General features: G+C 60.1%; 21 protein-coding genes. 13 read left to right on the top strand and 8 right to left on the bottom strand.

What is annotated here, in order from left to right:
- Positions 1-63: 63 nt before the first annotated feature.
- Positions 64-273: a hypothetical protein gene (locus GTQ41_RS15610; RefSeq protein WP_041073306.1), complete on the bottom strand. Its 210-nt coding sequence runs from the start codon at positions 271-273 to the stop codon at positions 64-66.
- 180 nt (positions 274-453) lie between these two features.
- Between GTQ41_RS15610 and GTQ41_RS15605 the strand changes: the two genes are divergently transcribed.
- Positions 454-1,950 (top strand): helix-turn-helix transcriptional regulator, encoded by a 1,497-nt coding sequence (locus GTQ41_RS15605; protein WP_041073285.1) that lies wholly within the window; start codon positions 454-456, stop codon positions 1,948-1,950.
- A gap of 134 nt (positions 1,951-2,084) precedes the next feature.
- Positions 2,085-2,342, top strand: coding sequence for a DUF1652 domain-containing protein (locus tag GTQ41_RS15600; protein ID WP_047293628.1), 258 nt, complete (start codon positions 2,085-2,087; stop codon positions 2,340-2,342).
- Positions 2,343-3,556: 1,214 nt separating this feature from the next.
- Here GTQ41_RS15600 and GTQ41_RS15595 read toward each other — a convergent pair.
- From GTQ41_RS15595 to GTQ41_RS15580, 4 genes are all read right to left on the bottom strand, one after another.
- Positions 3,557-4,324, bottom strand: coding sequence for an SDR family oxidoreductase (locus tag GTQ41_RS15595; RefSeq protein ID WP_047293630.1), 768 nt, complete (start codon positions 4,322-4,324; stop codon positions 3,557-3,559).
- Between the two features lie 22 nt (positions 4,325-4,346).
- Positions 4,347-5,414, bottom strand: coding sequence for a phosphotransferase family protein (locus GTQ41_RS15590; RefSeq protein ID WP_047293632.1), 1,068 nt, complete (start codon positions 5,412-5,414; stop codon positions 4,347-4,349).
- Between the two features lie 157 nt (positions 5,415-5,571).
- Positions 5,572-6,540, bottom strand: coding sequence for a 2-hydroxyacid dehydrogenase (locus tag GTQ41_RS15585; protein WP_047293634.1), 969 nt, complete (start codon positions 6,538-6,540; stop codon positions 5,572-5,574).
- Between the two features lie 194 nt (positions 6,541-6,734).
- Positions 6,735-7,118 (bottom strand): tautomerase family protein, encoded by a 384-nt coding sequence (locus GTQ41_RS15580; RefSeq protein WP_047293636.1) that lies wholly within the window; start codon positions 7,116-7,118, stop codon positions 6,735-6,737.
- A 228-nt stretch (positions 7,119-7,346) separates the two neighbouring features.
- Here GTQ41_RS15580 and GTQ41_RS15575 point away from each other — a divergent pair, with 228 nt between their 5' ends.
- From GTQ41_RS15575 to GTQ41_RS15560, 4 genes are all read left to right on the top strand, one after another.
- A complete protein-coding gene (locus GTQ41_RS15575) occupies positions 7,347-7,541 on the top strand; it encodes a hypothetical protein (RefSeq protein WP_047293637.1) in 195 nt (64 codons plus the stop codon).
- 50 nt (positions 7,542-7,591) lie between these two features.
- Positions 7,592-7,762, top strand: a complete 171-nt coding sequence (locus GTQ41_RS15570) for a hypothetical protein (protein ID WP_186448472.1) — start codon at positions 7,592-7,594, stop codon at positions 7,760-7,762.
- Positions 7,763-8,013: 251 nt separating this feature from the next.
- A complete protein-coding gene (locus GTQ41_RS15565; protein WP_047293638.1) occupies positions 8,014-9,294 on the top strand; it encodes an HAAAP family serine/threonine permease in 1,281 nt (426 codons plus the stop codon).
- A 151-nt stretch (positions 9,295-9,445) separates the two neighbouring features.
- Positions 9,446-11,098 carry a SulP family inorganic anion transporter gene (locus GTQ41_RS15560; RefSeq protein WP_047293639.1) on the top strand — a complete coding sequence of 551 codons (1,653 nt, stop codon included), beginning with the start codon at positions 9,446-9,448 and terminating at the stop codon, positions 11,096-11,098.
- 159 nt (positions 11,099-11,257) lie between these two features.
- Here the strand turns inward: GTQ41_RS15560 and acnB are convergent, their stop codons facing one another.
- On the bottom strand, positions 11,258-13,867 hold the full coding sequence (acnB, locus tag GTQ41_RS15555; RefSeq protein ID WP_047293641.1) for a bifunctional aconitate hydratase 2/2-methylisocitrate dehydratase: 2,610 nt from the start codon (positions 13,865-13,867) through the stop codon (positions 11,258-11,260).
- Positions 13,868-14,334: 467 nt separating this feature from the next.
- On the opposite strand from acnB, the gene GTQ41_RS15550 reads away from it, so the two are divergent.
- On the top strand, positions 14,335-14,805 hold the full coding sequence (locus tag GTQ41_RS15550; protein ID WP_041067373.1) for a DUF1289 domain-containing protein: 471 nt from the start codon (positions 14,335-14,337) through the stop codon (positions 14,803-14,805).
- 208 nt (positions 14,806-15,013) lie between these two features.
- Here the strand turns inward: GTQ41_RS15550 and GTQ41_RS15545 are convergent, their stop codons facing one another.
- A complete protein-coding gene (locus GTQ41_RS15545) occupies positions 15,014-15,877 on the bottom strand; it encodes a universal stress protein (RefSeq protein ID WP_041067371.1) in 864 nt (287 codons plus the stop codon).
- A 159-nt stretch (positions 15,878-16,036) separates the two neighbouring features.
- On the opposite strand from GTQ41_RS15545, the gene miaE reads away from it, so the two are divergent.
- The 3 genes from miaE (at position 16,037) to GTQ41_RS15530 (ending at position 18,858) form a co-directional block, all read left to right on the top strand.
- A complete protein-coding gene (gene miaE, locus GTQ41_RS15540; RefSeq protein ID WP_047293644.1) occupies positions 16,037-16,645 on the top strand; it encodes a tRNA-(ms[2]io[6]A)-hydroxylase in 609 nt (202 codons plus the stop codon).
- A gap of 218 nt (positions 16,646-16,863) precedes the next feature.
- A complete protein-coding gene (locus GTQ41_RS15535) occupies positions 16,864-17,571 on the top strand; it encodes a response regulator (protein WP_047293823.1) in 708 nt (235 codons plus the stop codon).
- Positions 17,572-18,858, top strand: coding sequence for an ATP-binding protein (locus GTQ41_RS15530; RefSeq protein ID WP_047293646.1), 1,287 nt, complete (start codon positions 17,572-17,574; stop codon positions 18,856-18,858).
- A gap of 124 nt (positions 18,859-18,982) precedes the next feature.
- Here GTQ41_RS15530 and GTQ41_RS15525 read toward each other — a convergent pair whose 3' ends face one another.
- A complete protein-coding gene (locus GTQ41_RS15525) occupies positions 18,983-19,471 on the bottom strand; it encodes a GFA family protein (protein ID WP_047293648.1) in 489 nt (162 codons plus the stop codon).
- Positions 19,472-19,703: 232 nt separating this feature from the next.
- Between GTQ41_RS15525 and GTQ41_RS15520 the strand changes: the two genes are divergently transcribed.
- From GTQ41_RS15520 to GTQ41_RS15510, 3 genes are all read left to right on the top strand, one after another.
- Positions 19,704-20,588 (top strand): LysR substrate-binding domain-containing protein, encoded by an 885-nt coding sequence (locus tag GTQ41_RS15520; protein WP_047293650.1) that lies wholly within the window; start codon positions 19,704-19,706, stop codon positions 20,586-20,588.
- A 98-nt stretch (positions 20,589-20,686) separates the two neighbouring features.
- Entirely contained in the window at positions 20,687-21,808 is a 1,122-nt protein-coding gene (gene aguA, locus GTQ41_RS15515; RefSeq protein ID WP_047293652.1) for an agmatine deiminase, read from the top strand.
- A gap of 2 nt (positions 21,809-21,810) precedes the next feature.
- On the top strand, positions 21,811-22,908 hold the full coding sequence (locus GTQ41_RS15510; protein ID WP_047293654.1) for an extracellular solute-binding protein: 1,098 nt from the start codon (positions 21,811-21,813) through the stop codon (positions 22,906-22,908).
- Positions 22,909-22,998: the final 90 nt, after the last annotated feature.

The following is a 22,998-nucleotide window of genomic DNA, read 5'->3' as shown; positions in this document are numbered from 1 at the left end:
ACTGTAGGAGCTGCCGAAGGCTGCGATCTTTTAGTGGCCACCTGTAGGAACGAATTGGTTTGATCAACCGGGCCGGTCATTTTTACTTGCAGTGCCCTGACGTCGGTCAGGGCCGTTGGGGTTGCCCACATCCAGCAACCGTCGTTCGACCAACACATTCTCCAGTGCCTGACGCTCGACCGGCGCCATTTGGTGTTCACGCTTTTTCAGCTCCAGCAGAATCGGGCTGGACCAGGTGCGATAAGTCTGTTCGATGTTGCGACGCGACGTCATCAGTCTCTCCTTGATCAAGAGCCCGGTGTAGCTGGCAGGGGCTCAATCCGATGAGGGATTAACGTTAGTCGACAATCCCTTAAGTCGCGAATCCTGTGCAATGGTGTTGTTGAAGTGCTCGGCACGATCACGAACGCCTGCGGTCGTAATCTTCACACGCGCATTCCCTGTGGAGATCCAATGAGCCAGGAAGTCCTGACCACTGAAACCAATCGTCGCCAGTTGCAGCAGATCATCGCCGGGCTGTCCGACGGGGTGATTCTGCTGGAACTCGATCAGAGCATCCTCTGGGCCAACGAGGCAGCACTGGCCATGCACGGTGTCAGCCGGATCGGCGAGCTGGGCACTAATGCCGATGAGTATGCCAAGCGTTTCACGCTGCGTTATCGCAACAACCACCTGTTGCCACCCGAGAACTATCCGATCAGCCGCGTCGCACGCTGTGAGGTATTCAGCGACCTGTTGGTCGAAATGTCTGCCATGGATGACCCGGAACGCGTCTGGGTGCACAGTGTGCGCAGCATGGTACTGACCGACCGCGAAGGGCAGCCGGAGTCGCTGGTGCTGATCATGAGCGATGTCACCGATTGGGCCAATGCCGAGCAGCGTTTCGAAAAGACCTTCAATGCCAACCCGGCGCCGGCGGTGATCTGCCGCCTCAGCGACTTGCGTTACATCAAGGTTAATCCGGGGTTTCTGGAGATGACCGGTTACACCCGCGATCAGGTAATCGGTACTTCGGCCTATGAAATCGATGTCTTCGATCAGGCTGAGAAAAAGGATCTGGCGATCCAGCGTCTGCGCGATGTGGCGACCATTCCACAGATGCAGGCTCAACTGCGTCTGCCCGATGGCGGCAGCAAGCAAGTGATCGTCGCCGGGCAACCGTTGGTGCTCAATGATGAGGATTGCATGCTGTTTTCCTTCGTCGACATGGAGCTGCGGCACAAGGCGGAAGTGGCGCTGCGTCAGAGTGAGGAACGCTTCGCCAAGGCGTTTCGCCTGACCCCGGTGCCGATTCTGATCTGCAGTGCTGACGAGCAGCAGGTGATCGATGTCAATCAGGCGTTCCTCGACACCCTCGCCTACGACAGCGACGAGGTGGTGGGCAAAACCGTGACCCAGCTGCATTTCATCGACGACGACGGTGCGCGGGCCCGGCTGCTGAACGCCCTGGCCAAAAGCGGTCGGATTGATCGGGTCGACGTCCGCGTGCGCAGGAAGGATGCAGAGCTGCTGGAGTGCGCGGTGTCGGCTGACACCGTGAACATTCAGGACACGCCGTGCTATCTGCTGGTGCTGATGGACATCACCGAACGCAAGCGCACCGAGCTGGAACTGGTGGCGGCGATCGAAGAGGTGATGAAGGATGCTTCGTGGTTCAGCCGGACGCTGATCGAAAAACTGGCGAATGTGAAGAAGGTCAACTCGCCGCAACTGCCGAGCGTGTCGTTCACTGATCTGACGGCGCGTGAGCGCGACGTGCTGGGGCTGATCTGCGAGGGGTTGGCCGACAAGGAGATCGCCGCCCGGTTGAAGCTGGCACCCAATACCGTGCGCAATCATGTAGCGACGGTGTATTCCAAGCTCGATGTACACAGTCGCAGCGAGGCGATTGTCTGGGCGCGGGAGCGCGGGCTATTTTCCGGCGAACGCGGCGCCAAGGGGCAGCGGTAGGTGCAAATGCACTAATCGATGAGGTGCAAATGCAGGTTCTGGCGCGGTGGGGCAGTTCTTAGTCTGGTGGGGTGCGATACGAGCCTGTTGGCTTGGGATCGTCTCCCTTCGAAACAGCTAAAGGAACAAGCTCCATGATGAATCTTGCGCAGTTGCGCGCCAGCCTTGAGCAGAGTTTCTCGCCCTTGGCGTGCGAGTGTTCAGTGGATGGGGATCATTCGCTGACGGTGAAGTTGTATCACCGTGAGTCGGGACAGGTGGATCTGGTGATCAGCGGGTTGAAGCTTGATGCGTTGCGTACGCCGGAGGCTGTGGCGGCGTTGATTGATGAGTTGCGGTATGAGTTGGAGAGTAATTCTTTGCGGGCTGCTCGGGATCCGGATATGGCTTAGGGTTTTAGGGGAGTTGGGTGTATATCCGTTGCTGCGGTAACGGCCTCCTATGGTTCCGCCCTTACGGCGGGTCACCTTTTCCAAACGCCGAAAAGGTAACCCAAAAGGCTTTACCCTGACGTTCGGCCCTCGCTCAGGCTCGGGTTCCTTCGCTGCGGGATTCATCCGGGGGCAGCGCCTACGGTTTGCTTCGCTGCACCTCCTCTCGCTGTGTTTGGCTGCGCCAAACGGTCGCTGCGCTCCCACCCCCGGATAAATCCCTCCACTCAGCCTGCCGACGGGCCCTCAGATCAAAAGCTTTACTCGAGCTAACGCTCATTGTGTTGAGTGGGGCGGCTTCGCCGCATGGGGTGTGCACGAATAAAGTTGTGGGAGCTGGCTTGCCAGCGATGGCGGCCTGACAGCCGACCAATCTCTAACTGAAAACATCCGATCCCACTGTGGGAGCTGGCTTGCCATCGATAGCGGCCTGACAGCCGACCAATCTCTAACTGATGACACCCGATCCCACTGTGGGAGCTGGCTTGCCAGCGATGGCGGCCTGACAGCCGACCCAATCTCTAACTGATGACACCCGATCCCACTGTGGGAGCTGGCTTGCCAGCGATAGCGGCCTCCCAGTCAACAAATTGCTTGCTGAGGCAACCCTTCCTCACAGATTTTGCTCTCCACAAAATCGACAGCCAATTCCCTCATCCCCCTCCATTTCACTGGCGCTCGCCGGGTAGTCGGCTATAAAGAATGAGTGGTCAGGTCTTCCGTCATCCGCGGTATTCGTGCGCGATAGCGGAAGTGGCTCTTCCATTCACCGCGGGTCGTCCTATGAATAATCCTGGGAAACGCGTGTATCTGCCGTTGTCGCTGGCTTTCTCTGTCGCGCTATTGAGCGGCTGCGCCCGTCCTCCGCCACCGCCTCCTGCTGCGCCGCCACCAGCGCCGGTGCGTACCTGCCAGACGCTGGAGAACACTCAGGTGTCTGGCGATATGTACGTTGACGAGCAGGTTACGCGCCATATCACCACCACCCGGTGTGTCACGCAGTAGCGTGGGGCGGCTTGGTTGGCGGTGCATTTTGGCTGGCACCTGGCCAAGGTCATTGCCTGACCTCAATCCCGTGTAGGAGCTGCCGAAGGCTGCGATCTTTTGATCTTTATCTGCAAAATCAAAGTCAAAAGATCGCAGCCTTCGGCAGTTCCTGCACAGACACGTCTGGCTTAGGACAGGAACCCACCGTCCACATTCAGCGCAACCCCGGTGGTGTAGCTCGACGCATCACTGGCCAGGTACAACACCGCCCCGGCCATTTCACTCGGATCGGCTACGCGCTTGAGCGGAATCTGCGTCAGCGCCTGCTTGAGGATCGCGTCGTTCTTGACCAGTGCCGAGGCGAATTTGGTGTCGGTCAGGCCCGGCAGCAGGGCGTTGCAACGGATGCCGAATTGCGCGCATTCCTTGGCGAAGACCTTGGTCATGTTGATCACTGCCGCTTTGGTCACCGAATAGATGCCCTGGAAGATCCCCGGTGAAATACCGTTGATCGACGCGACGTTGATGATGCTGCCGCCACCGTTTTCGCGCATCAGCTTGCCGGCTTCTACCGACATGAAGAAGTAGCCGCGGATGTTCACGTCGACGGTCTTCTGGAATGCGCTCAGGTCGGTGTCCAGCACGTTGCAGAACTGCGGGTTGGTTGCGGCGTTGTTCACCAGGATATCGAGGCGACCGAACTGTTCCTTGATCCCGGCGAATACCTGGCTGATCTGTTCCATTTCACCGATGTGGCAGGCCACGGCGGTGGCTTTGCCGCCAGCGGCGATGATCGCGTCGGCGACATGCTGGCAACCTTCGAGCTTGCGGCTCGAGACGATCACATGGGCGCCTTGCTGGGCCAGCAGTTTGGCGATGGCTTCACCGATGCCGCGGCTGGCGCCGGAGACGAAGGCGATTTTGCCGTCGAGGTCGAACAACTGAGTCTTGGACATGGGGGTTCCTTGGTGTGGGCCGTCAGAGGCTCGATTTCGCAATGACCTGCAGGCTCATGTGCTCCAGCAGTTTGTTCATGTGAATGAACTGCGCGAAGCGTTTGTCCTGAGTCTGGCCGTGGTAGAAGCGGTAGTAGATCTGCTGCACGATGCCGGCCAGGCGGAACAGGCCGTAGGTGTAGTAGAAGTCGAAATTGTCGATGCGGATGCCCGAGCGTTCGGCGTAGTAATCGACGAACTCGCGGCGGCTCAGCATGCCCGGGGCGTGGCTGGGCTGGCGGCGCATCAGTTGCACGGGGGCCGGATCGTCCGCCTGAATCCAGTAGGCGAGGGTGTTGCCCAGGTCCATCAGCGGATCGCCGAGGGTGGTCAGTTCCCAGTCGAGCACGCCGATGATCTGCATCGGGTTGTTCGGGTCGAGGATCACGTTGTCGAAACGGTAGTCGTTGTGCACGATGCTTGAGGTCGGATGGTCGGCCGGCATCTTGTCATTTAGCCAGGCCTTGACCGTTTCCCAGTGCGGCGCATCCGGGGTCAGGGCTTTTTCGTAACGTTCGCTCCAGCCCTTGATCTGACGGGCGACGTAACCTTCCGGCTTGCCCAGATCGCCGAGGCCGCAGGCGTTGTAGTCAACCCGGTGCAGTTCGACGAAACGGTCGATGAAGCTCTTGCACAGTGCTTCGGTCCTGGCTGCATCGAGGCCCAGTTCTGGCGGCAGATCTGAGCGCAGGATGATGCCCTTGACCCGCTCCATCACATAGAACTCGGCACCGATCACCGACTCGTCGGTGCAGTGCACGTAGGCTTTCGGGCAGTAGGGGAAACCGTCGCGCAGTTGATTGAGGATGCGGAATTCGCGGCCCATGTCATGGGCGGATTTGGCCTTGTGGCCGAACGGCGGACGGCGCAGGACAAATTCCTGGTCCGGGTATTCCAGCAGGTACGTCAGGTTCGACGCGCCGCCGGGAAACTGGCTGATCTGCGGCGTGCCGGTCAGGCCCGGAATGTGCGCCTTGAGGTACGGATCGATCAGGCTGGCATCGAGTTCTTCGCCAGAGCGGATACGGGTGGACTGGTCAGTAAGCGCCATGCTTATCCCTTCTGCTTATTTTGGAGGCCAGACATCATTGGCTAATCTAATGGCGCACCAGGGTGGCCACAAGCGCGCAGCGGTCTTATAGGTTAGCGTGTTGCAGGATAATCAGCGTTTCGAATAGGCACCGGCAGCAGGGCGCTGCCGGCGCTTGTTAATGCACGCGCTGGTTGGTGAGTCTCGGTGGCAGGATGACTGGCGTGAGCACTGGTTGCCCCGAAAAGAATGCCATCAGGTTTTTCCCCACCAGTTCCACCGTACCTTGTGTGGCTTCCGGCGACAGACCGGCGACATGCGGCGTGAGAATCACATTGTTCAGGGTTTTCAGCGCATCCGGCACCTGCGGTTCGTGATCGAACACGTCCAGCGCAGCCCCGGCAATCCGTCGTTGCTCAAGCGCGCTGATCAGCTCTGCGGTGGCGATCACACTGGCCCGGGCGATGTTGACGATGAAACCGGTCGGGCCCAGAGCATCAAGTACCGGACGCGTCACCAGATGCTGGGTGCCAATCCCGCCCGGCGTGGCGACGATCAGAAAATCCGAAGCCCGCGCCAGTTCGGTCGGCGTGGAGCAGAACGCATAGGGCACATCACTGCGCAGCTGCCGGTTGTGGTAACTGATCTGCATGTCGAAACCAAGGTGAGCACGTTTGGCAATCGCCATGCCCACCGCCCCCAGGCCGAGAATCCCCAGGCGTTTATTGGCCAGCGACGGACGCATGATCTTCGGCCATTCACCCCGGCGCACCGCCGCGTCGCAGCGCGGAATGTCGCGTACCAGTGCCAGCAGCATGGCCAGGGCATGGTCGGCCACCGACGAGGCATTGACCCCGGCGCCGTTGGTCACGGTGATCCCGCGATCGCTGGCGGCCTGCAGGTCGACGTGTTCGTAACCGGCACCGATCACGGTGATGATCTTCAGCGCCGGCAGGGCGGCGACTTCCTCGGCGGTCAGGCCCAGCGGGCCACGAGTCAGTACCGCGTCGATCCGTGCCCCGTGGGTGGCGATGGCTTGCGCGCGTTCGGCAGGGGTTGGCGCGAGGATCAGATGAAAGCCCTGATGCTCGAGAATCGGCAGATAGTCATTGATGGTTTCAACCAGTACCAGAACGGTGGCGGGCATTGCGCGGCTCCTGTGATCAATGGCGGTTCGGTCGCGAAGTCGTGTCAGGGTGCTGATTCCAGAGCTGTTTGGCAATGATGGCCGCAGCCCCGCTTCAGCCAGTGTAGGAGCTGACACGGGGAGCGCGCGGGCGCTTCGTCAGAAGCTCGCCCTGGTATTGTTGATCGGCTGCACGAAGACGCCAGCGAGTCCAGTCAACTGGCGTATTGGGCGATGCCGTTGCCGAACGACCAGTTCTCCTTTTTGACTTCCACCAGATTGATGAACACGTCTTCCAGGCGAATGCCCAGTTGACTGTTCAGGCTGTGCGCGATGGTCTGGTACAGGGCTTTTTTCTGCTCCAGCGTCCGGCCTTCATTGAGGGTGATCTGGATGATCACCAATCCATCGCTGCGCTGGATGCCCAGGTACTGCGGGTCGAAGATGAAATGCTCGCCGTCGTGTTCGTTGAGGATCTGGAAGTTGTCGTGCTCCGGTACGTTGATGGTGCTGCGCATGGCGGCGTAGATCTGCTCGCCGATGCGTTTGGCGAAGTTGGGATCAGAGTGTTTTTTGATTTCGACGTGGACGAGGGGCATGGGCAAAGACTCCGTGGGGCAGGGAACTCCTCTCACGCTAGAACATGTCGGCCAGATTGAAAATTTGGGGTGATGAGCTCGCCGCTGTTTTTGTACGAGGCTACCTACGTTTTTCGCGGATTTTGCCTACGAATTTGGCAGATGCGTCTGCTACCGGAATGGTTATGAACAAGCAATCATGAGGCACAAAGCAGCTCGGGCAGTGACTGCAATAGCTAAGGACGGCGAATGCTCAAGAACGATCTTGAAAATCTGGAACTCGACAGGCTGGAGAATGAGTCAAGAAAGCTTGTAGCCGAGAGAAAAAAGCTAACGGCGGAGGAGAAAAAGCTTAATAGAGAGAAAGATTTGTATCCGCTCGCAGTATTGGCTGGGGTGGTGACAGCAATCACCGCAGTAGCAGGCGTTTTCTTCAAGTTCTGATGTTCGCGTTCCACAACTGTCAGACCATGACCCCAAAAAGGAAAATTCACATGAGTACCTATGATCGCAAAGCCAGAATGGAAGAGCTGGAACGTGAGCACGATGAATGGGAAGAAAGAATGCGCATCAAAAACAAGGGCGATATGTACCCAATCTGGGGAATGCTGGCGTTCGGCCTGTTTTGCATGTCACTCGGATTTCTCCTCGCTCGATCAATCTGATCGTCTTGCCGGTGGAGTTGTCGCTGAGACTTGCCGGAAAACGACATTTCACGTATCCAAAGCCGACAGCTATTTTCCCGAAAACGACAACCCGCTGATCTGCTCCGTACAACCATTCCTCAGCTAAGTCTTTGCTTCTGCTCATTTATCACGGAGAATCGCGCCCCTGTTTCGGCCGGAGCATGTCTGTCGGTTTTTTCCGACGCGTCCCGACCGAGTGGCAAGTGACCGGAATGCGGAGATCCGACCGGATGAATGATCAGGCCAATAGCGTCGACGAACGCTATGAAGCGGCAGCACCAGCTGAACTGTCGAGCTGGAATCGCCATGACACCACGTGGATGTTGGGACTGTTCGGGACGGCCATTGGCGCCGGTACCCTGTTTTTGCCGATCAACGCCGGTCTGGGTGGCTTCTGGCCGCTGGTGATCCTCGCGCTGCTGGCCTTCCCGATGACGTTCTTTGCCCACCGAGGCCTGACCCGCTTCGTCCTCTCCGGTCGCGAAGGCGCCGACATCACTGACGTGGTCGAGCAGCATTTCGGCATCAAGGCCGGTGCGCTGATCACCCTGCTGTACTTCTTCGCCATCTTCCCGATCCTGCTGATCTACAGCGTCGGCCTGACCAACACGGTCGCCAGTTTCCTCGAACACCAACTGCACATCACGCCGCCACCGCGCGCGCTGCTGTCATTCGTGTTGATCCTCGGCCTGCTGGCCGTAGTGCGTTGCGGCGAGCAGGCCATCGTCAAGGCGATGAGCCTGATGGTGTATCCGTTCATCGTTGCGCTGCTGTTCCTCGCGGTGTACCTGATTCCGCACTGGAACGGCGGCATTCTTTCCACCGCCTCGCAAGTGCCGGCACCGTCGGCGCTGCTGCACACCCTGTGGCTGGCGATCCCGGTCATGGTGTTTTCGTTCAACCACTCGCCGATCATCTCGGCGTTTGCGGTGGATCAGAAGCGTCGTTACGGTGTCAACGCTGACCAGCGCAGCTCGCAGATCCTCTGCCGCGCCCACTTGTTGATGGTGGTGATGGTGCTGTTCTTCGTCTTCAGTTGCGTGCTGACCCTGTCGCCGGAACAACTGGCCGAAGCCAAGGCGCAGAACCTGTCGATCCTGTCGTACCTGGCCAACCACTTCAGCAACCCGACCATCGCGTTCGCGGCGCCGCTGATTGCGTTTGTGGCGATCTCCAAGTCGTTTCTCGGTCACTACATCGGCGCCAGCGAAGGCCTCAAGGGCCTGATCGTCAAGAGCGGCAAGCGTCCGGGTGCCAAGGCGCTGGATCGCATCGTGGCGGCGTTCATGCTGGTGGTGTGCTGGATCGTCGCGACCCTGAACCCGAGCATTCTCGGGATGATCGAGACCATCGGTGGCCCGGTGATCGCTGCGATTCTGTTCCTGATGCCGATGTACGCGATCCGCAAAGTACCGGCGATGGCGCGCTATCGCGGTCAGGCGTCGAACGTGTTTGTCACCGCCGTAGGTCTGGTGGCGATTTCGGCGTTGATTTATTCGCTGACTGCTTGAAGATCAAGAGATCGCAGCCTGCGGCAGTTCCTACAGGGTTTGTGTATACCTGTAGGAGCTGCCGAAGGCTGCGATCTTTCGCTTTTCAGCTACAGTAGGCCGCTGCGCATCTCTCATGCACAGCGGCTTTTTTTCGTCTGGAGACAGTGGATTGTCGAGTACGGCCCAACCGGTAGAACCCACCAATCGCTGGCGTGACATCCTCGCCGGCCTGTCGATTGCCGGGCTGCTCTTGCCCGAAGCGGTCGCTTATTCGACCATCGCCGCGCTGGCGCCGCAGGCCGGCGTGATTGCCCTGTTTGCCGGATTGCTCTGCTACGGACTGTTTGGCACCAGCCGCTTTGCCATTGTCTCGGCCACGTCTTCGTCAGCGGCGGTGCTGGCGGCGACCACCGCGACCATGGCCAATGGCGACCCGCAGTTACGCGCGACGCTGGCGGTCGGCTTGGTACTGGTCACCGGTGGGCTGTTCTTGCTGGCGGGGATCTTTCGTTTCGGCAGTGTGACTTCGTTTATCGCCAAACCGGTATTGCGCGGTTTCGCCTTCGGCCTGGCGCTGACGATCATCCTAAAACAGGTCGCCAGCGTGGTCGGCGTGCACCTGACCGATGCCAATCTGGTGCGCTTCGCCCCGCAATTGCTCGAACAACTGCCGCAATGGAACTGGCCGGCGGCTGCTGTCGCTGCGGTGGCTCTGCTGTTGTTGAGCCTGTTCTCCCGTTTTCCAAGGATACCCGGCGGTTTGCTGGTGGTAGTGATCGGTATCGTCGCCGGGCAATGGCTGAACCTTCCGGCTCACGGTGTGAAGTTGATCGGCTTGATCGACCTGAGCCTGGAAGTACCGAATCTGCCGGTGCTGCCGTTTGCCGACTGGCTGCGGCTGGGTGAGGTGGGGTTCGCGCTGGTGATGATTCTGTATGCAGAGTCGTACGGCTCGATCAGTGCGTTCGCCCTCAAACACGGTGATCGTGTGACCTCCAACCGTGATCTGCTGGCGCTGGGGGCCTCGAATCTGTTGTCCGGGTTGTTCCATGGCATGCCGGCGGGGGCCGGGTATTCGGCGACGTCGGCGAACGAGGCGGCCGGGGCGACGTCACGCTGGGCCGGTGGCGTGGCGGCGCTGGTGGTGCTGGTGATCGTGCTGACGGTGTTGCCGTGGATCGCCCTGACGCCGGAGCCGATTCTGGCGGCCATCGTGATTCATGCGCTGGCGCGTGGCTTGAGTCTGCATCCGCTGGGGCGCTACTTCGTCTGGCGCCGGGATCGGCTGCTGGTGATGTGCGCGGTGGGGGCGGTGCTGGTGCTGGGCATTCTCGACGGCTTGCTGGTGTCGGTGGCGATCAGCGTGTTGCTGATGCTCAAACAGATGTCGGCGGCGGACATTCAGGTGCTCGGGCGGATCGACGGCGGGCACGATTTTGTCGATTTGCAGCGACATCCAACGGCGACGGTTGAGCCGGGAGTGCTGATTGTGCGGCCCAGTGAGGCATTGTTTTTCGCCAATGTGGAGCGGATTCTCGGTGCGGCGCTGCATTTGATTCGTCATTCGGAGGCGCCGGTACACACGGTGATCCTCAGTCTGGAGGAAACCCCGGACCTGGACGGCACCAGTATCGAGGCGATGCAAGAGTTTTTCCTGCGGGTGCATCAGGAGGGCAAGCGGCTGATTCTGGCGCGGCTCAAACAGGAAGCGCTGGCCGTGTTGGAGGCGTTGCCGGAGGTGACGGCCAACGCGGTGATACTCAGCGGGCTGAGCGTCGATGGGGCGGTGCAGCAAGCCTTGAAATCTGACGCCTCCCTGTAGGAGCTGCCGGAGGCTGCGATCTTTTGATCTTGCTTTTTAAGATCAAGAGCGAAGATCGCAGCCTTCGGCAGCTCCTACAAGGAATGATGTGGAACAGAGCACGCATAAAAAAACGCCGCTCATCTCACGATGGGCGGCGTTTTTCATTGCAGTGTCGCGTTAGGCTTGAACGACCGGAATCTTGGCGTTCGCAGCCGCTTCACGGAACTCGGCGATCTGGTCGAAGGACAGGTAGCGGTAAACATCGGCCGCCATGCTGTCGATCTTGCCAGCGTATTCCATGTACTCCTCGACGGTCGGCAGGCGACCCAGGATCGAAGCCACGGACGCCAGTTCGGCCGAAGCCAAGTAGACGTTCGCGCCGTCGCCCAGACGGTTCGGGAAGTTACGGGTCGACGTCGAGACCACGGTGCTGTTTGGCTCAACGCGTGCCTGGTTACCCATGCACAGCGAGCAGCCTGGCATTTCCATGCGTGCGCCGGCCTTGCCGTAGATGCCGTAGTAGCCTTCTTCGGTCAGTTGGTGAGCGTCCATCTTGGTCGGCGGCGACAGCCACAGACGGGTTGGCAGCTGACCCTTGACCTGATCCAGCAGTTTACCGGCAGCGCGGAAGTGACCGATGTTGGTCATGCACGAACCGATGAACACTTCGTCGATCTTCTCGCCAGCGACGCTGGACAGCAGACGGGCGTCGTCCGGATCGTTCGGCGCGCACAGAACTGGCTCGTTGATGTCGGCCAGATCGATTTCGATGATTTCGGCGTATTCGGCGTCGGCATCGGCTTCCATCAGTTGCGGGTTGGCGATCCAGGCTTCCATCGCTTGCGCACGACGTTCCAGGGTACGTGCATCGCCGTAGCCTTCGCCGATCATCCAGCGCAGCAGGGTGATGTTGGATTGCAGGTACTCGGTGATCGATTCTTTCGACAGCTTGATGGTGCAACCGGCAGCCGAACGTTCGGCCGAGGCGTCGGACAGTTCGAATGCCTGTTCCAGGGTCAGGCCTTCCAGGCCTTCGATTTCCAGGATGCGGCCGGAGAAGGCGTTTTTCTTGCCTTTCTTCTCGACGGTCAGCAGACCGTTCTGGATGGCGAAGTAAGGAATGGCATGAACCAGGTCACGCAGGGTGATGCCAGGTTTCATTTTGCCTTTGAAGCGCACCAGGATCGATTCCGGCATGTCCAGCGGCATGACGCCGGTGGCAGCGGCGAACGCGACCAGACCGGAACCGGCCGGGAACGAGATGCCCATCGGGAAACGGGTGTGCGAGTCACCACCGGTACCTACGGTGTCCGGCAGCAGCATGCGGTTCAGCCACGAGTGGATGATGCCGTCGCCCGGACGCAGGGAAACGCCGCCGCGGGTCATGATGAAGTCAGGCAGGGTGTGGTGGGTGGTCACGTCGATCGGCTTCGGATACGCCGCGGTGTGGCAGAAGGACTGCATCACCAGGTCAGCGGAGAAGCCCAGGCACGCCAGGTCTTTCAGTTCGTCACGGGTCATTGGACCGGTGGTGTCCTGAGAACCTACGGTGGTCATTTTCGGTTCGCAGTAGGTGCCAGGACGAACGCCTTTGCCTTCTGCCAGACCGCACGCCTTGCCGACCATTTTCTGCGCCAGGGTGAAGCCCTTGGTGCTTTCAGCCGGTGCTTCCGGCTTCTTGAACAGGTCGAACGCAGGCAGACCCAGTTCGGCGCGAGCCTTCTCGGTCAGGCCACGGCCGATGATCAGCGGGATACGACCGCCGGCACGGACTTCGTCCAGCAGCACAGGGGTCTTCATTTCGAAGGTGGTGATGACTTCGTCGGTACCGTGCTTGCAGACTTTGCCGGCGTGCGGGTACAGGTCGATCACGTCGCCCATGTTCATGTTCGACACGTCGAACTCGATCGGCAGTGCGCCGGCATCTTCCATGGTGTTGTAGAAGATCGGAGCGATTTTGCTGCCGAAGCAGAAACCGCCAGCGCGCTTGTTCGGCACGTAAGGGATGTCGTCACCGAAGAACCACAGCACCGAGTTGGTCGCCGATTTACGCGAGGAACCGGTACCGACCACGTCACCGACGTAGGCGATCGGGAAGCCCTGGCCGCGCATTTCTTCGATCTGCTTCATCGGGCCGGTCTTGCCTTGCTCGTCCGGAACGATGCCGTCACGGGCCATTTTCAGCATGGCCAGGGCGTGCAGCGGGATGTCAGGACGCGACCAGGCGTCTGGTGCCGGGGACAGGTCGTCGGTGTTGGTTTCGCCGGTGACCTTGAACACCCGCAGGCTGATCTTGTCGGCCAGCACCGGGCGCTTCTTGAACCACTCGCCGTCAGCCCAGGATTGCAGCACGGCCTTGGCGTGAACGTTGCCGTTCTTGGCTTTTTCAGCCACGTCGTGGAAGGCATCGAACATCAGCAGGGTGTGCTTGAGTTCTTCGGCAGCCACTGGCGCCAGCTCGGCGTTGTCCAGCAGTTCAACCAGGGTCACGATGTTGTAGCCGCCCTGCATGGTGCCGAGCAGTTCTACAGCGCGCTTCTTGTCCAGCAGAGGGGAGGTGACTTCGCCTTTGGCCAGGGCCGACAGGAAACCGGCTTTGACATAAGCGGCTTCGTCCACTCCTGGTGGTACGCGATTGGTGATCAGGTCAACGAGGAAAGCTTCTTCGCCAGCCGGAGGATTCTTCAGCAGCTCGACCAGGCCTGCAGTTTGTTCGGCGTTAAGCGGCTGGGGAACGATACCCAGGGCTGCACGCTCTTCGATATGTTTGCGGTAGGCTTCAAGCACAGTTATTACCCTCATCAGTGGTCCCAAATGGGTGTCCGGGACGCTCATCCCGAAATTGCCGTACTCATGCACCGCACGACGTTGTGAGTCGTTTGGCCAGAATTACCGGCAATTCCTTACAGAAGCTGCTTTCAAAGTTTTACGCCTGCAGAACGGGGAGCTGATGAGGGTTGGCGTTGGGCTTTTCCCCGCTGGAAAAACCCTTCGCCAACACCGCTCTGAAGGAACGACTGTGCTCGTGACGCTTTGAAAACAGCTTCTAACGGACATTGGCGCCTTAAAAGGCTGGCTGATTCTACGGCAAAAAAAATTTAAAGGTAAGTCGCGCTCTATTGGACTTTGGTGGCGTTGTGCACGGGCGCGCCAAACCGCGATCCAGCGCTTGCCCCTGACGTTTGAGGGGTGATCAATGGCCGACAAAGGGCTAACATGCCGACCTGTTCCGCGTTTCAGTGTTTTGCCAATTTATGCCCAATCAGACCATCAAGACCCCCTGCGTCGGCCTCTGCTCCACTGTTTACGGAGATCTGGTGTGCCGTGGCTGCAAGCGTTTCCACCACGAAGTGATCCACTGGAACGGTTACGGCGAGGAGGAAAAGCGTGCGGTGTGGTTGCGTCTGGAGCAATTGCTGTCACAAGTGATGGCGAGCAAGGTCGAGATCTTCGATTCGGCGCGTCTGCGCCAGCAGCTGGAACAGCGCAAGATCCGCTTTGTACCGCATCAGTCGGAATATTGCTGGGCCTATCAGCTGATCGCTCGCGGGGCGCGGGTGATCATTAATCTGGAGGCCTACGGGATGGTGTTGCTGCCGGAGTTCCGCGACTGGAACCTGCCGGAACTGCGTGATGCCATTGATCGGGAATTCTTCCTGTTGTCGGAAGCGCATTATCAGCGCTATATCGCACCGGGCTTTCTCAAGGACGCCTTCGGCGCCTAGCAGCTTCGCGAGCAGGCTCGCTCCCACAATGAACGGAGTGGAATGCAAATATTGTGGGAACTGGCTTGCCAGCGATGAGGGCGGTGCATCCAATATCAATATTGACTGACCCACCGCTATCGCTGGCAAGCCAGCTCCCACAGGTATATGCATTCCAACGGTGGGAGCGAGCCTGCTCGCGAAGTCGCCGGTTCAGGCACCCTAATCCTCAGTGTTTCACCGCCAACTCCACCAGATGATCCTCAACCTCCTGCGGCTTGAGCACCAGCACGTCGCTTTCCAGGGCATCCAGCACCACTTCAGCGGTATTGCCGATCAACGCGCCTGACAACCCGCTGCGCGCCACGGTGCCGATCACGGTCACCGCCGCCTGCAGCTTGTGCGCCATGAACGGAATCAACACATCCGCCGGGCCTTCCTCGATATGCAGGTGCTCGTCGTCCACATCGAACTCGGCCTGAAACGCCTTGCACTGCTCGCGGTACCGCGCTTCGATGGTTTCCTTGAGCTGGAAGGTCGGATCTGCGGCCGAGAGCATGGGCGACGGATGCGCCGTGATCACATGCAGATGCGCCTTGGCCAGGCTGGCAATGTCGTAGCCATGATCAATGATCGTGGTGTGCAAATGCCGGTGTTCGCCATCGGCATTGCCCACATCCACAGCCGCAAGAATCACTCGGTCTTTCCAGGAGGTGGATGTTTTCACCAACAGCACCGGAGTCGGGCAGTGGCGCAGCAGTTTCCAGTCGGCCGGGGTCAGCAGGGCCTTTTTCAGCGCGCTGTCGGGATAGTGCTGTTTGATCACCAGCCCGCAACCTTCGGCCTGCTGCACGTCGATGATGGTCTCGTGCAGGCTTTCGTTCCACGCCTGTTCGGTGGTCACGCTGTAGCCATCCGCCAACAGCGCGGCTTTGAGCACGCCAAGCATGCCGGCATGGTCGTGCTTGCGGTCACACACCAGCAGGTGCAGATGGGCCTGGGTCACGCCGGCGATCAACTTGGCGCGCTTGAGCGCCAGGCTTTCCGAATGTTCGGGTTCGATGACCACCAGAATGCTGCGAATGGCTTGCATGAGCGGAGTCTCCAGCAAAGAAAAGGCACGGCGTTGCACAACTATAGTTGCTGCTCATGCGCCTGCGACTTGATGCACATCAACGCCTGCGACTGGTGGTCTGCGGGCAGGCCGGTATAATCGGCGGCCTTTGCTCGTACACCTTTTACCGTGAGCCTCATGATCCTTCCCGAAATCCACGAATTCCTTGGCTGCCGCACGCCCGACGCCTGGGTCCAGGCCGCACTGGCCGATCAGGAAACCCTGCTGATCGACCACAAGAACTGCGAGTTCAAGGCCGCCAGCACCGCGCTGAGCCTGATTGCCAAGTACCATTCCCACGTCGACCTGATCAACATGATGTCGCGTCTGGCCCGGGAAGAACTGGTGCACCACGAACAGGTCATGCGCCTCATGAAACGCCGCAAGATCGAGCTGCGCCAGCTGCACGCCGGGCGCTACGCCTCGGGATTGCGCAAAGTGGTGCGCAGCCACGAACCGGTGAAACTGGTGGATACGCTGGTGGTCGGCGCATTCATCGAAGCGCGCAGTTGCGAGCGTTTCGAAGCGCTGGTGCCGCATCTGGACGAAGAACTCGGCAAGTTCTATTTCGGCCTGCTGAAAAGCGAGGCGCGGCACTTCCAGGGTTATCTGAAACTGGCTTACCAGTACGGCGACGCGAAAGACATCGCTCAGGTGATCGACAAGGTGCGTGCTGCCGAGCAGGAACTGATCGAGTCGCCGGACGACGAGTTCCGCTTTCACAGCGGTGTGCCGGCTGCCGCATAACCTGTAGGAGCTGCCGAAGGCTGCGATCTGTTGATCTTGTTTCAAAAATCAAAAGATCGCAGCCTTCGGCAGCTCCTACTTGTTAAAAACTCTTAAGAGTATGAAATATCACCGAAAACCGGCCCCTGCGGCCGGTTTTTGTTGCCCGAAACAACGCCTTGCGAACGATTGCCGCCATACTGTCGACCATTTCACACATGGGTTGGCAGACGGTCGTTATGGATAACCTGGGTTTTGGCAAAGTCCTGCTGGTCGAAGACGATGAACGTCTGGCCACGCTGATTGCGCACTTTCTCGAGCAGCATGGCTACGAGGTGCGCGCGGTGCATCGCGGCGATCAGGCGGTGGCCGCGTTTCTCGAATTCCAGCCCAAAGTGGTGGTGCTTGATCTGATGCTGCCGGGGCAGAGCGGGCTGCACGTGTGCCGGGAAATCCGCAGCGTGTCGGACACGCCGATTGTCATCCTCACCGCCAAGGAAGACGACCTCGACCACATTCTCGGCCTGGAATCCGGCGCCGACGATTACGTGATCAAGCCGATCAAGCCGCCGGTATTACTCGCCCGGCTACGCGCCTTGCAGCGTCGGCAGATGCCGGAGGTCGGCGTGGTCAGTGCGCTGGAATTCGGCCGCTTGAGCATCGACCGCAGCTGCCGCGAAGTGCGGCTGGCTGGCGAGATCATCGAAATGACCACCATGGAATTCGAGCTGCTGTGGCTGCTGGCCAGCGCCGCCGGCAAAACCCTGTCCCGCGATGACATTCTCAACCGCATGCGCGGTATCGCCTTCGACGGGCTCAATCGCAGCGTCGACGTGTACATCAGCAAGTTGCGCAACAAACTCAAGGACAATCCCCGTGAGCCGGTGTGCATCAAGACCGTGTGGGGCAAGGGTTACCTGTTCAATCCATTCGCGTGGGAGCTGTAGATGCTGCGGTTATTCCTCGGGCTGTTTCTGGTGATGACGGTGGGCCTGGTCCTGGCCCTGCAAACTGTCGAACACACCTTCAACGCGTTGCTCGACAACCAGATGCAGGCCTACAACCGTGAGGCGGTGCGCGGGCAGGCGTGGTCACTGGTCGAGCACATGCGCGATCAGCAAGGCGCGGCCCGAGAACAGCAGCTGGAAGCGTTGCGCCCGCACTACGGCTTGTCGCTGAAGCTGATCGAAGCCGATCAACTGGACCTCAGCACCGAGGAGAAGGCCGAACTGGCGCAAAACCTGTTGGTGATCCGCGACAACTACACCCAGTTCATCAGCAACATCGACGGTGGCGCGCAACTGCTCAGCATCAAGCTGCCGCCCGAGCCGAGCCTGATGCCGTTCTACATCGCGGTGGCTTATGCGATGCTCGCGGTGCTGATCGGCATCGTCCTGTTCTTCTGGGTACGCCCGCACTGGCGCGATCTGGAAAAACTGCGTCTGGCCGCCGAGCGCTTTGGCGATAACGATCTGTCGGTGCGCATTCAACTGTCGAAACGCTCGAACATCCGCGATCTGGCGGAACACTTCAACCTGATGGCGGCGCGCATCGAGAGCCTGATCGCCAATCAGCGCGAGCTGACCAACGCGGTCTCCCACGAATTGCGTACGCCAATTGCACGGCTGTCGTTTGAACTCGACCAACTCAAGCAACAGCCGGATGCCAACCAGAACCGCGAACTGATCGCCGACATGTACGCCGACCTCGGCGAGCTGGAAGAAATGGTCTCCGAACTGCTGACCTACGCCAGCCTCGAACGCGGTGCGACGGTGATCAAGCGCGAAAACATTCAAGCGGCCAACTGGCTCGACAGCGTGGTCGGTAGCGTTGCACTGGAGGCGGAAGCGGCGGGGGTGCAGTTGCTGATTGGTGACTGCCGGCTCGACACCGTGCGCATCGAGCCGCGGTTCATGGCGCGGGCGGTGATCAATCTGCTGCGTAATGCCATTCGTTATGCCGAGCAGCGAGTCGAAGTGACGCTGGTGCGCAGCGGCGATTACTACGAAGTGCGGGTCAACGACGATGGCCCTGGGGTGCCAGTGGAGGGCCGGGAGAAAATTTTCGAACCGTTCTCGCGACTGGATGCCAGCCGCGACCGGCGTACCGGTGGCTTTGGGCTGGGCCTGGCGTTGGTGCGACGGGTGTCGCAGTCCCATGGCGGGCAGGTCGAGGTCGGGGAATCGGTGTGGGGTGGGGCGTCGTTCCGGATGACCTGGGCGCATCTGGACTGAACTGCGTTGTCGGTTCCGGCCCTATCGCTGGCAAGCCAGCTCCCACAGGTTTTGTGTACGCCGAGGAACCTGTGGGAGCTGGCTTGCCAGCGATAGGGCCATCAAAGCCAGCGCAAATCCATGCTCATTTGACCAACCCCAATCGCTCATGCCACTGCGCAATCGACTCTTCGGGATACACCGCAAACTGTTTGTCCTTGGGCTTGGCATCCACTTCGACCCAAGGCGCCTTCGACCCCAGCATCAAATGCGTGTGTTGCGGCGGCACCGGCAGCGGCGTATCGATGGCCGAGGCGAACGGGTGAATCAGCTCCGGCCACTCAGGGCTGAACAACCATAAACCGCTGCCGCACTGTGAGCAGAAATGCCGTTCGGCTGTGCTGCGATGGGCACGTTTGTCACCTTCGTCCTTCATCTTCGCGTGGTAGATGCTGATGTGCTTGCGCCCCTGAACCTTGAGGCTGGCCGCGTCGCCACCCAGGTTGATCGCGTAACCGCCACCGCCCTGGGTCTTGCGGCAGATCGAGCAGTAGCAGCGTTGATAGGGATAGGGATGGGCGCTGGTCAGGCTGAAGGTGACGGCGCCGCAGTGGCAGGAGCCTTCGAGGTGCATGAGGGGCCTCCGGTTGGCTGGATGGGTTTGAATGAGCCTAGAAGAATTGTGTGAATGTGCCGACGCCATCGCTGGCAAGCCAGCTCCCACAGTGATTTTTTGGTGTGCGCGACTTTGCCGTTCGACACAAAACCTGTGGGAGCTGGCTTGCCAGCGATGAACGATAACGCGGAGCCACTGGACGCCTGCTCAAGGCCCAGTCAGCATGTCCCCAAAAAAGGCACCCCAACCCATGCGAAGACTCCCCTCACTGGCCGCCCTCAGAACCTTCGAATGCGCCGCCCGCCACGCGCATTTCGGCCGGGCTGCCGCCGAGCTGTGCGTCACCGACAGCGCGGTCAGCCACCAGATCCGTCAGCTCGAAGAGCAGCTCGGCGTCTCGCTGTTCATCCGCGAAGGCCGGCAGATCCGCCCGACCATCGCCGCCGGGCGCCTGATGCAGAGCCTGCAGCAGGCCTTCGAATTGATCGGCGAGGCCTGCGATGAACTGCGCGATCCATCCTCGCTGGCGGTCGTGCGTCTGGCGGTCACCGCCGAGCTGGCGCAGAAGTGGCTGGTGAACCGCCTCACCGATTTCTATGCGCGCTATCCGCACATCACCCTGCATCTCTACGAACAGCCGATCGACGCCAGCGCGCCCGGCGAGGACATTGATCTGGCGATCACCTATGGCACCGGGCCTGTAGACAGCAGTTCCTGCTTCGTGCGGCCGTTGCCGGCGCTGCAATTCTTCCCGGTGTGCAGCCCCGGGCTGTTCAACCAGGGCGCTTTGAAGTCGCCGAAGGACCTGGTGCGCCATTGCCTGCTGCACGACGATCAGGATGGCAAGACCTGGACAACGTGGCTCACCAGCCACGCCGGCGATCTGCGCCCGCAGCGTCAGTTGTATTTCGCCCATGCCGGGTTGGCGCTGGAAGCGGCGGCGCAGGGGCAGGGCGTGGCGATGGGCGACAACCTCACCGCGCAAGAGGACCTGCTGAGCGGGCGACTGGTGCGGCCGTTCAGCGCGAGCATGACCGCGCTCGGCCAATACGCGCTGGTCTGCGAACGGCTGCGGCTGGAGCGTCCGGCGGTGGCGCAGATGCTCGAATGGTTCAACGATCAGTTGAGCGATTGATGAGTTGAATTCAACGGTTCCGCAATAATCATCGTTGGCGAGCCTGCCGTCCGCGACCTTAGCCTGTGGTCATTCCCCACCCAAGACGAGGTTTGACCATGGCACGTTTGCTCGACTCCACCCCCAAACACGACGGCTTCCGTCTGCCCGGCGAATTCGAAGCCAAATCCGGCTGCTGGCTCGGCTGGCCGGAGCGCACCGACGTGTGGCGCAACGGCGCGAAACCGGCGCAGAAAGTCTGGGTGCAGATCGTCACCGCCATCTCCCACAGCGAACCGGTCACGGTCTGCGCCTCCGCCGCGCAATTTGCCACCGCCCGCCGCCAATTACCGCCGCAAGTGCGCGTGGTCGAGATGACCTGCAACGACACCTGGTTTCGCGACAGCGGCCCGTGCTTTGTGGTCAATGATGAAAGCGGCGAAGTGCGTGGCGTCGACTTCGAGTTCAACGCCTACGGCGGCCTCGACGGTGGCTTGTATTACCCGTGGGACAAGGACGACCAGATCGCCAGCAAGATCCTCGAAATCGAACGCTTCGACCGTTACCGCGCACCGCTGATTGCCGAACTCGGCGGCATCCAGAGTGACGGTCAGGGCAGCATCCTCACCACTGAGCAATGTCTGCTCAACCGCAATCGCAACCAGCATCTGGGCAAGGACGAGGTCACTCGGCGCCTGACTGATTACCTTGGCGCCGAACAGGTGATCTGGCTGCCGCGCGGCTGCAAGTTCGACGAAACCGATGGCCATGTCGATGACCTCGCGTGCTTCGTGCGCCCCGGCGAAGTGGTGCTGCAATGGACTGACAACCGCGATGACCCGCAATGGGAAATCTATCAGGAGGCCTACGACATCCTGCGCAGCACCCGCGACAGTCGAGGTCGCGCGTTGATCGTGCACAAACTGCCGCAACCGGACGTGCTGGAGTGGACCGCCGAGGAAGCCGAAGGCCTCGATCAGCAGGACAGCACCCACACCCGTCAGGCCGGCACCAGAATCTGCGCGTCGTACATCAACTACTACGCCGGCAACAGTTCGATCGTGGTGCCACTGTTCGGTGATCGCAACGATCAAGTGGCCATGGCGACCCTGGCCGAACTGTTCCCGCAGCACAAGATTGTCGGCATCGAAAACTCCCGGGAAATCCTTCTCGGCGGCGGCAACGTCGCGTGCATCACCATGCCGCAATACGCCGGCGCGCCAAACATCAAGGGGGTGTGATGATGGGCCTGCACAAACTGACTCAAGCGTTATTGCTGGTGCTTGCACCCCTGTGTGTGCAGGCCGCCGACACCGCCAGACCGGTGGTCAATCTGTACATCTGGGGCGAGTACCTGGCCCCGGATACGCTGAAGAATTTTGAAGCGCAGACCGGCATTCAGGTGGTCGCCGACCACTTCGATTCGCTGGAAACCGTGGAAACCAAACTGCTCACCGGGCGCAGCGGTTATGACCTGGTGCTGACCGCCGGCCAGCACCTGTCGCGGGCCATCGAGAGTGGTGCGATCCAGCCGCTGGACAAGGCGCAAGTGCCGCACTTTGCCGGGGTTGGCGAGGAGTTTCGCCAGCACATGGCGGTGTTCGATCCGGGCAACCGCTACGCCGGGATTTACGCCTGGGGCACCACGGGGGTGGGCTATCAGGAACAGGCGATCAAGCAGCGCCTGCCTAATGCGCCGACCGACAGTTGGGCGATGCTGTTTGACCCGGCCGTGGTGGCGAAATTTGCCGATTGCGGGGTAAGTCTGCTCAACGATCCGAACGAAGTGTTCGCGGCGGTCATGAAGTACATGGGCCTGGACATCAACCGGCAGAACCTCGATGACCTGAAACTCGCCGAGCAGCAACTGGCGAAGATCCGCCCGTACATCCGTTACTTCGACAACGACCTGAACATCAGCGACCTGGCCAACGGCAACACCTGCGTGGCGATGTCATGGAACGGCAACGTGGCGATTGCGGCAGGGCAGGCGCAAGCGGCGAGCAAGCCGTTCCAGCTCAGTTACCGTATCCCCAAAGAGGGCACGTTGATCTGGTTTGACGCCATGGTCATTCCCAAGGATGCGCCGCATCCGCAGGCCGGGCTGGCGTTGATGGATTATCTGATGACGCCTGAGGTGATCGCGCCGATCACTGACACCATCCACTACGCCAATGCGATCACGGCGGCGGATGCTTTGGTTGACGCGTCGATCCGCAATGATCCGGGGACGTACCCGTCAGCGGCGGTGCGGGCTTCGCTGTACAGCAAGAACGACAATGGCAAGGCGTTCAATCGGGCTTTGATTCGGGCGTTCAGCAAGTTGAAGTCAGGTCTGTGATTTGAGGTTGAATCAACTGGTGCCTTCGCGAGCAGGCTCGCTCCCACCTTTGCAATGCATTCCCCTGTAGGAGCTGCCGCAGGCTGCGAT

The organism is Pseudomonas sp. AN-B15 (genome assembly GCF_019056475.1).
Lineage (GTDB): Bacteria > Pseudomonadota > Gammaproteobacteria > Pseudomonadales > Pseudomonadaceae > Aquipseudomonas > Aquipseudomonas parakoreensis.
The sequence above is the reverse complement of the archived record's forward strand: the minus strand, read 5'-3'. Positions and strand labels throughout refer to the sequence as shown.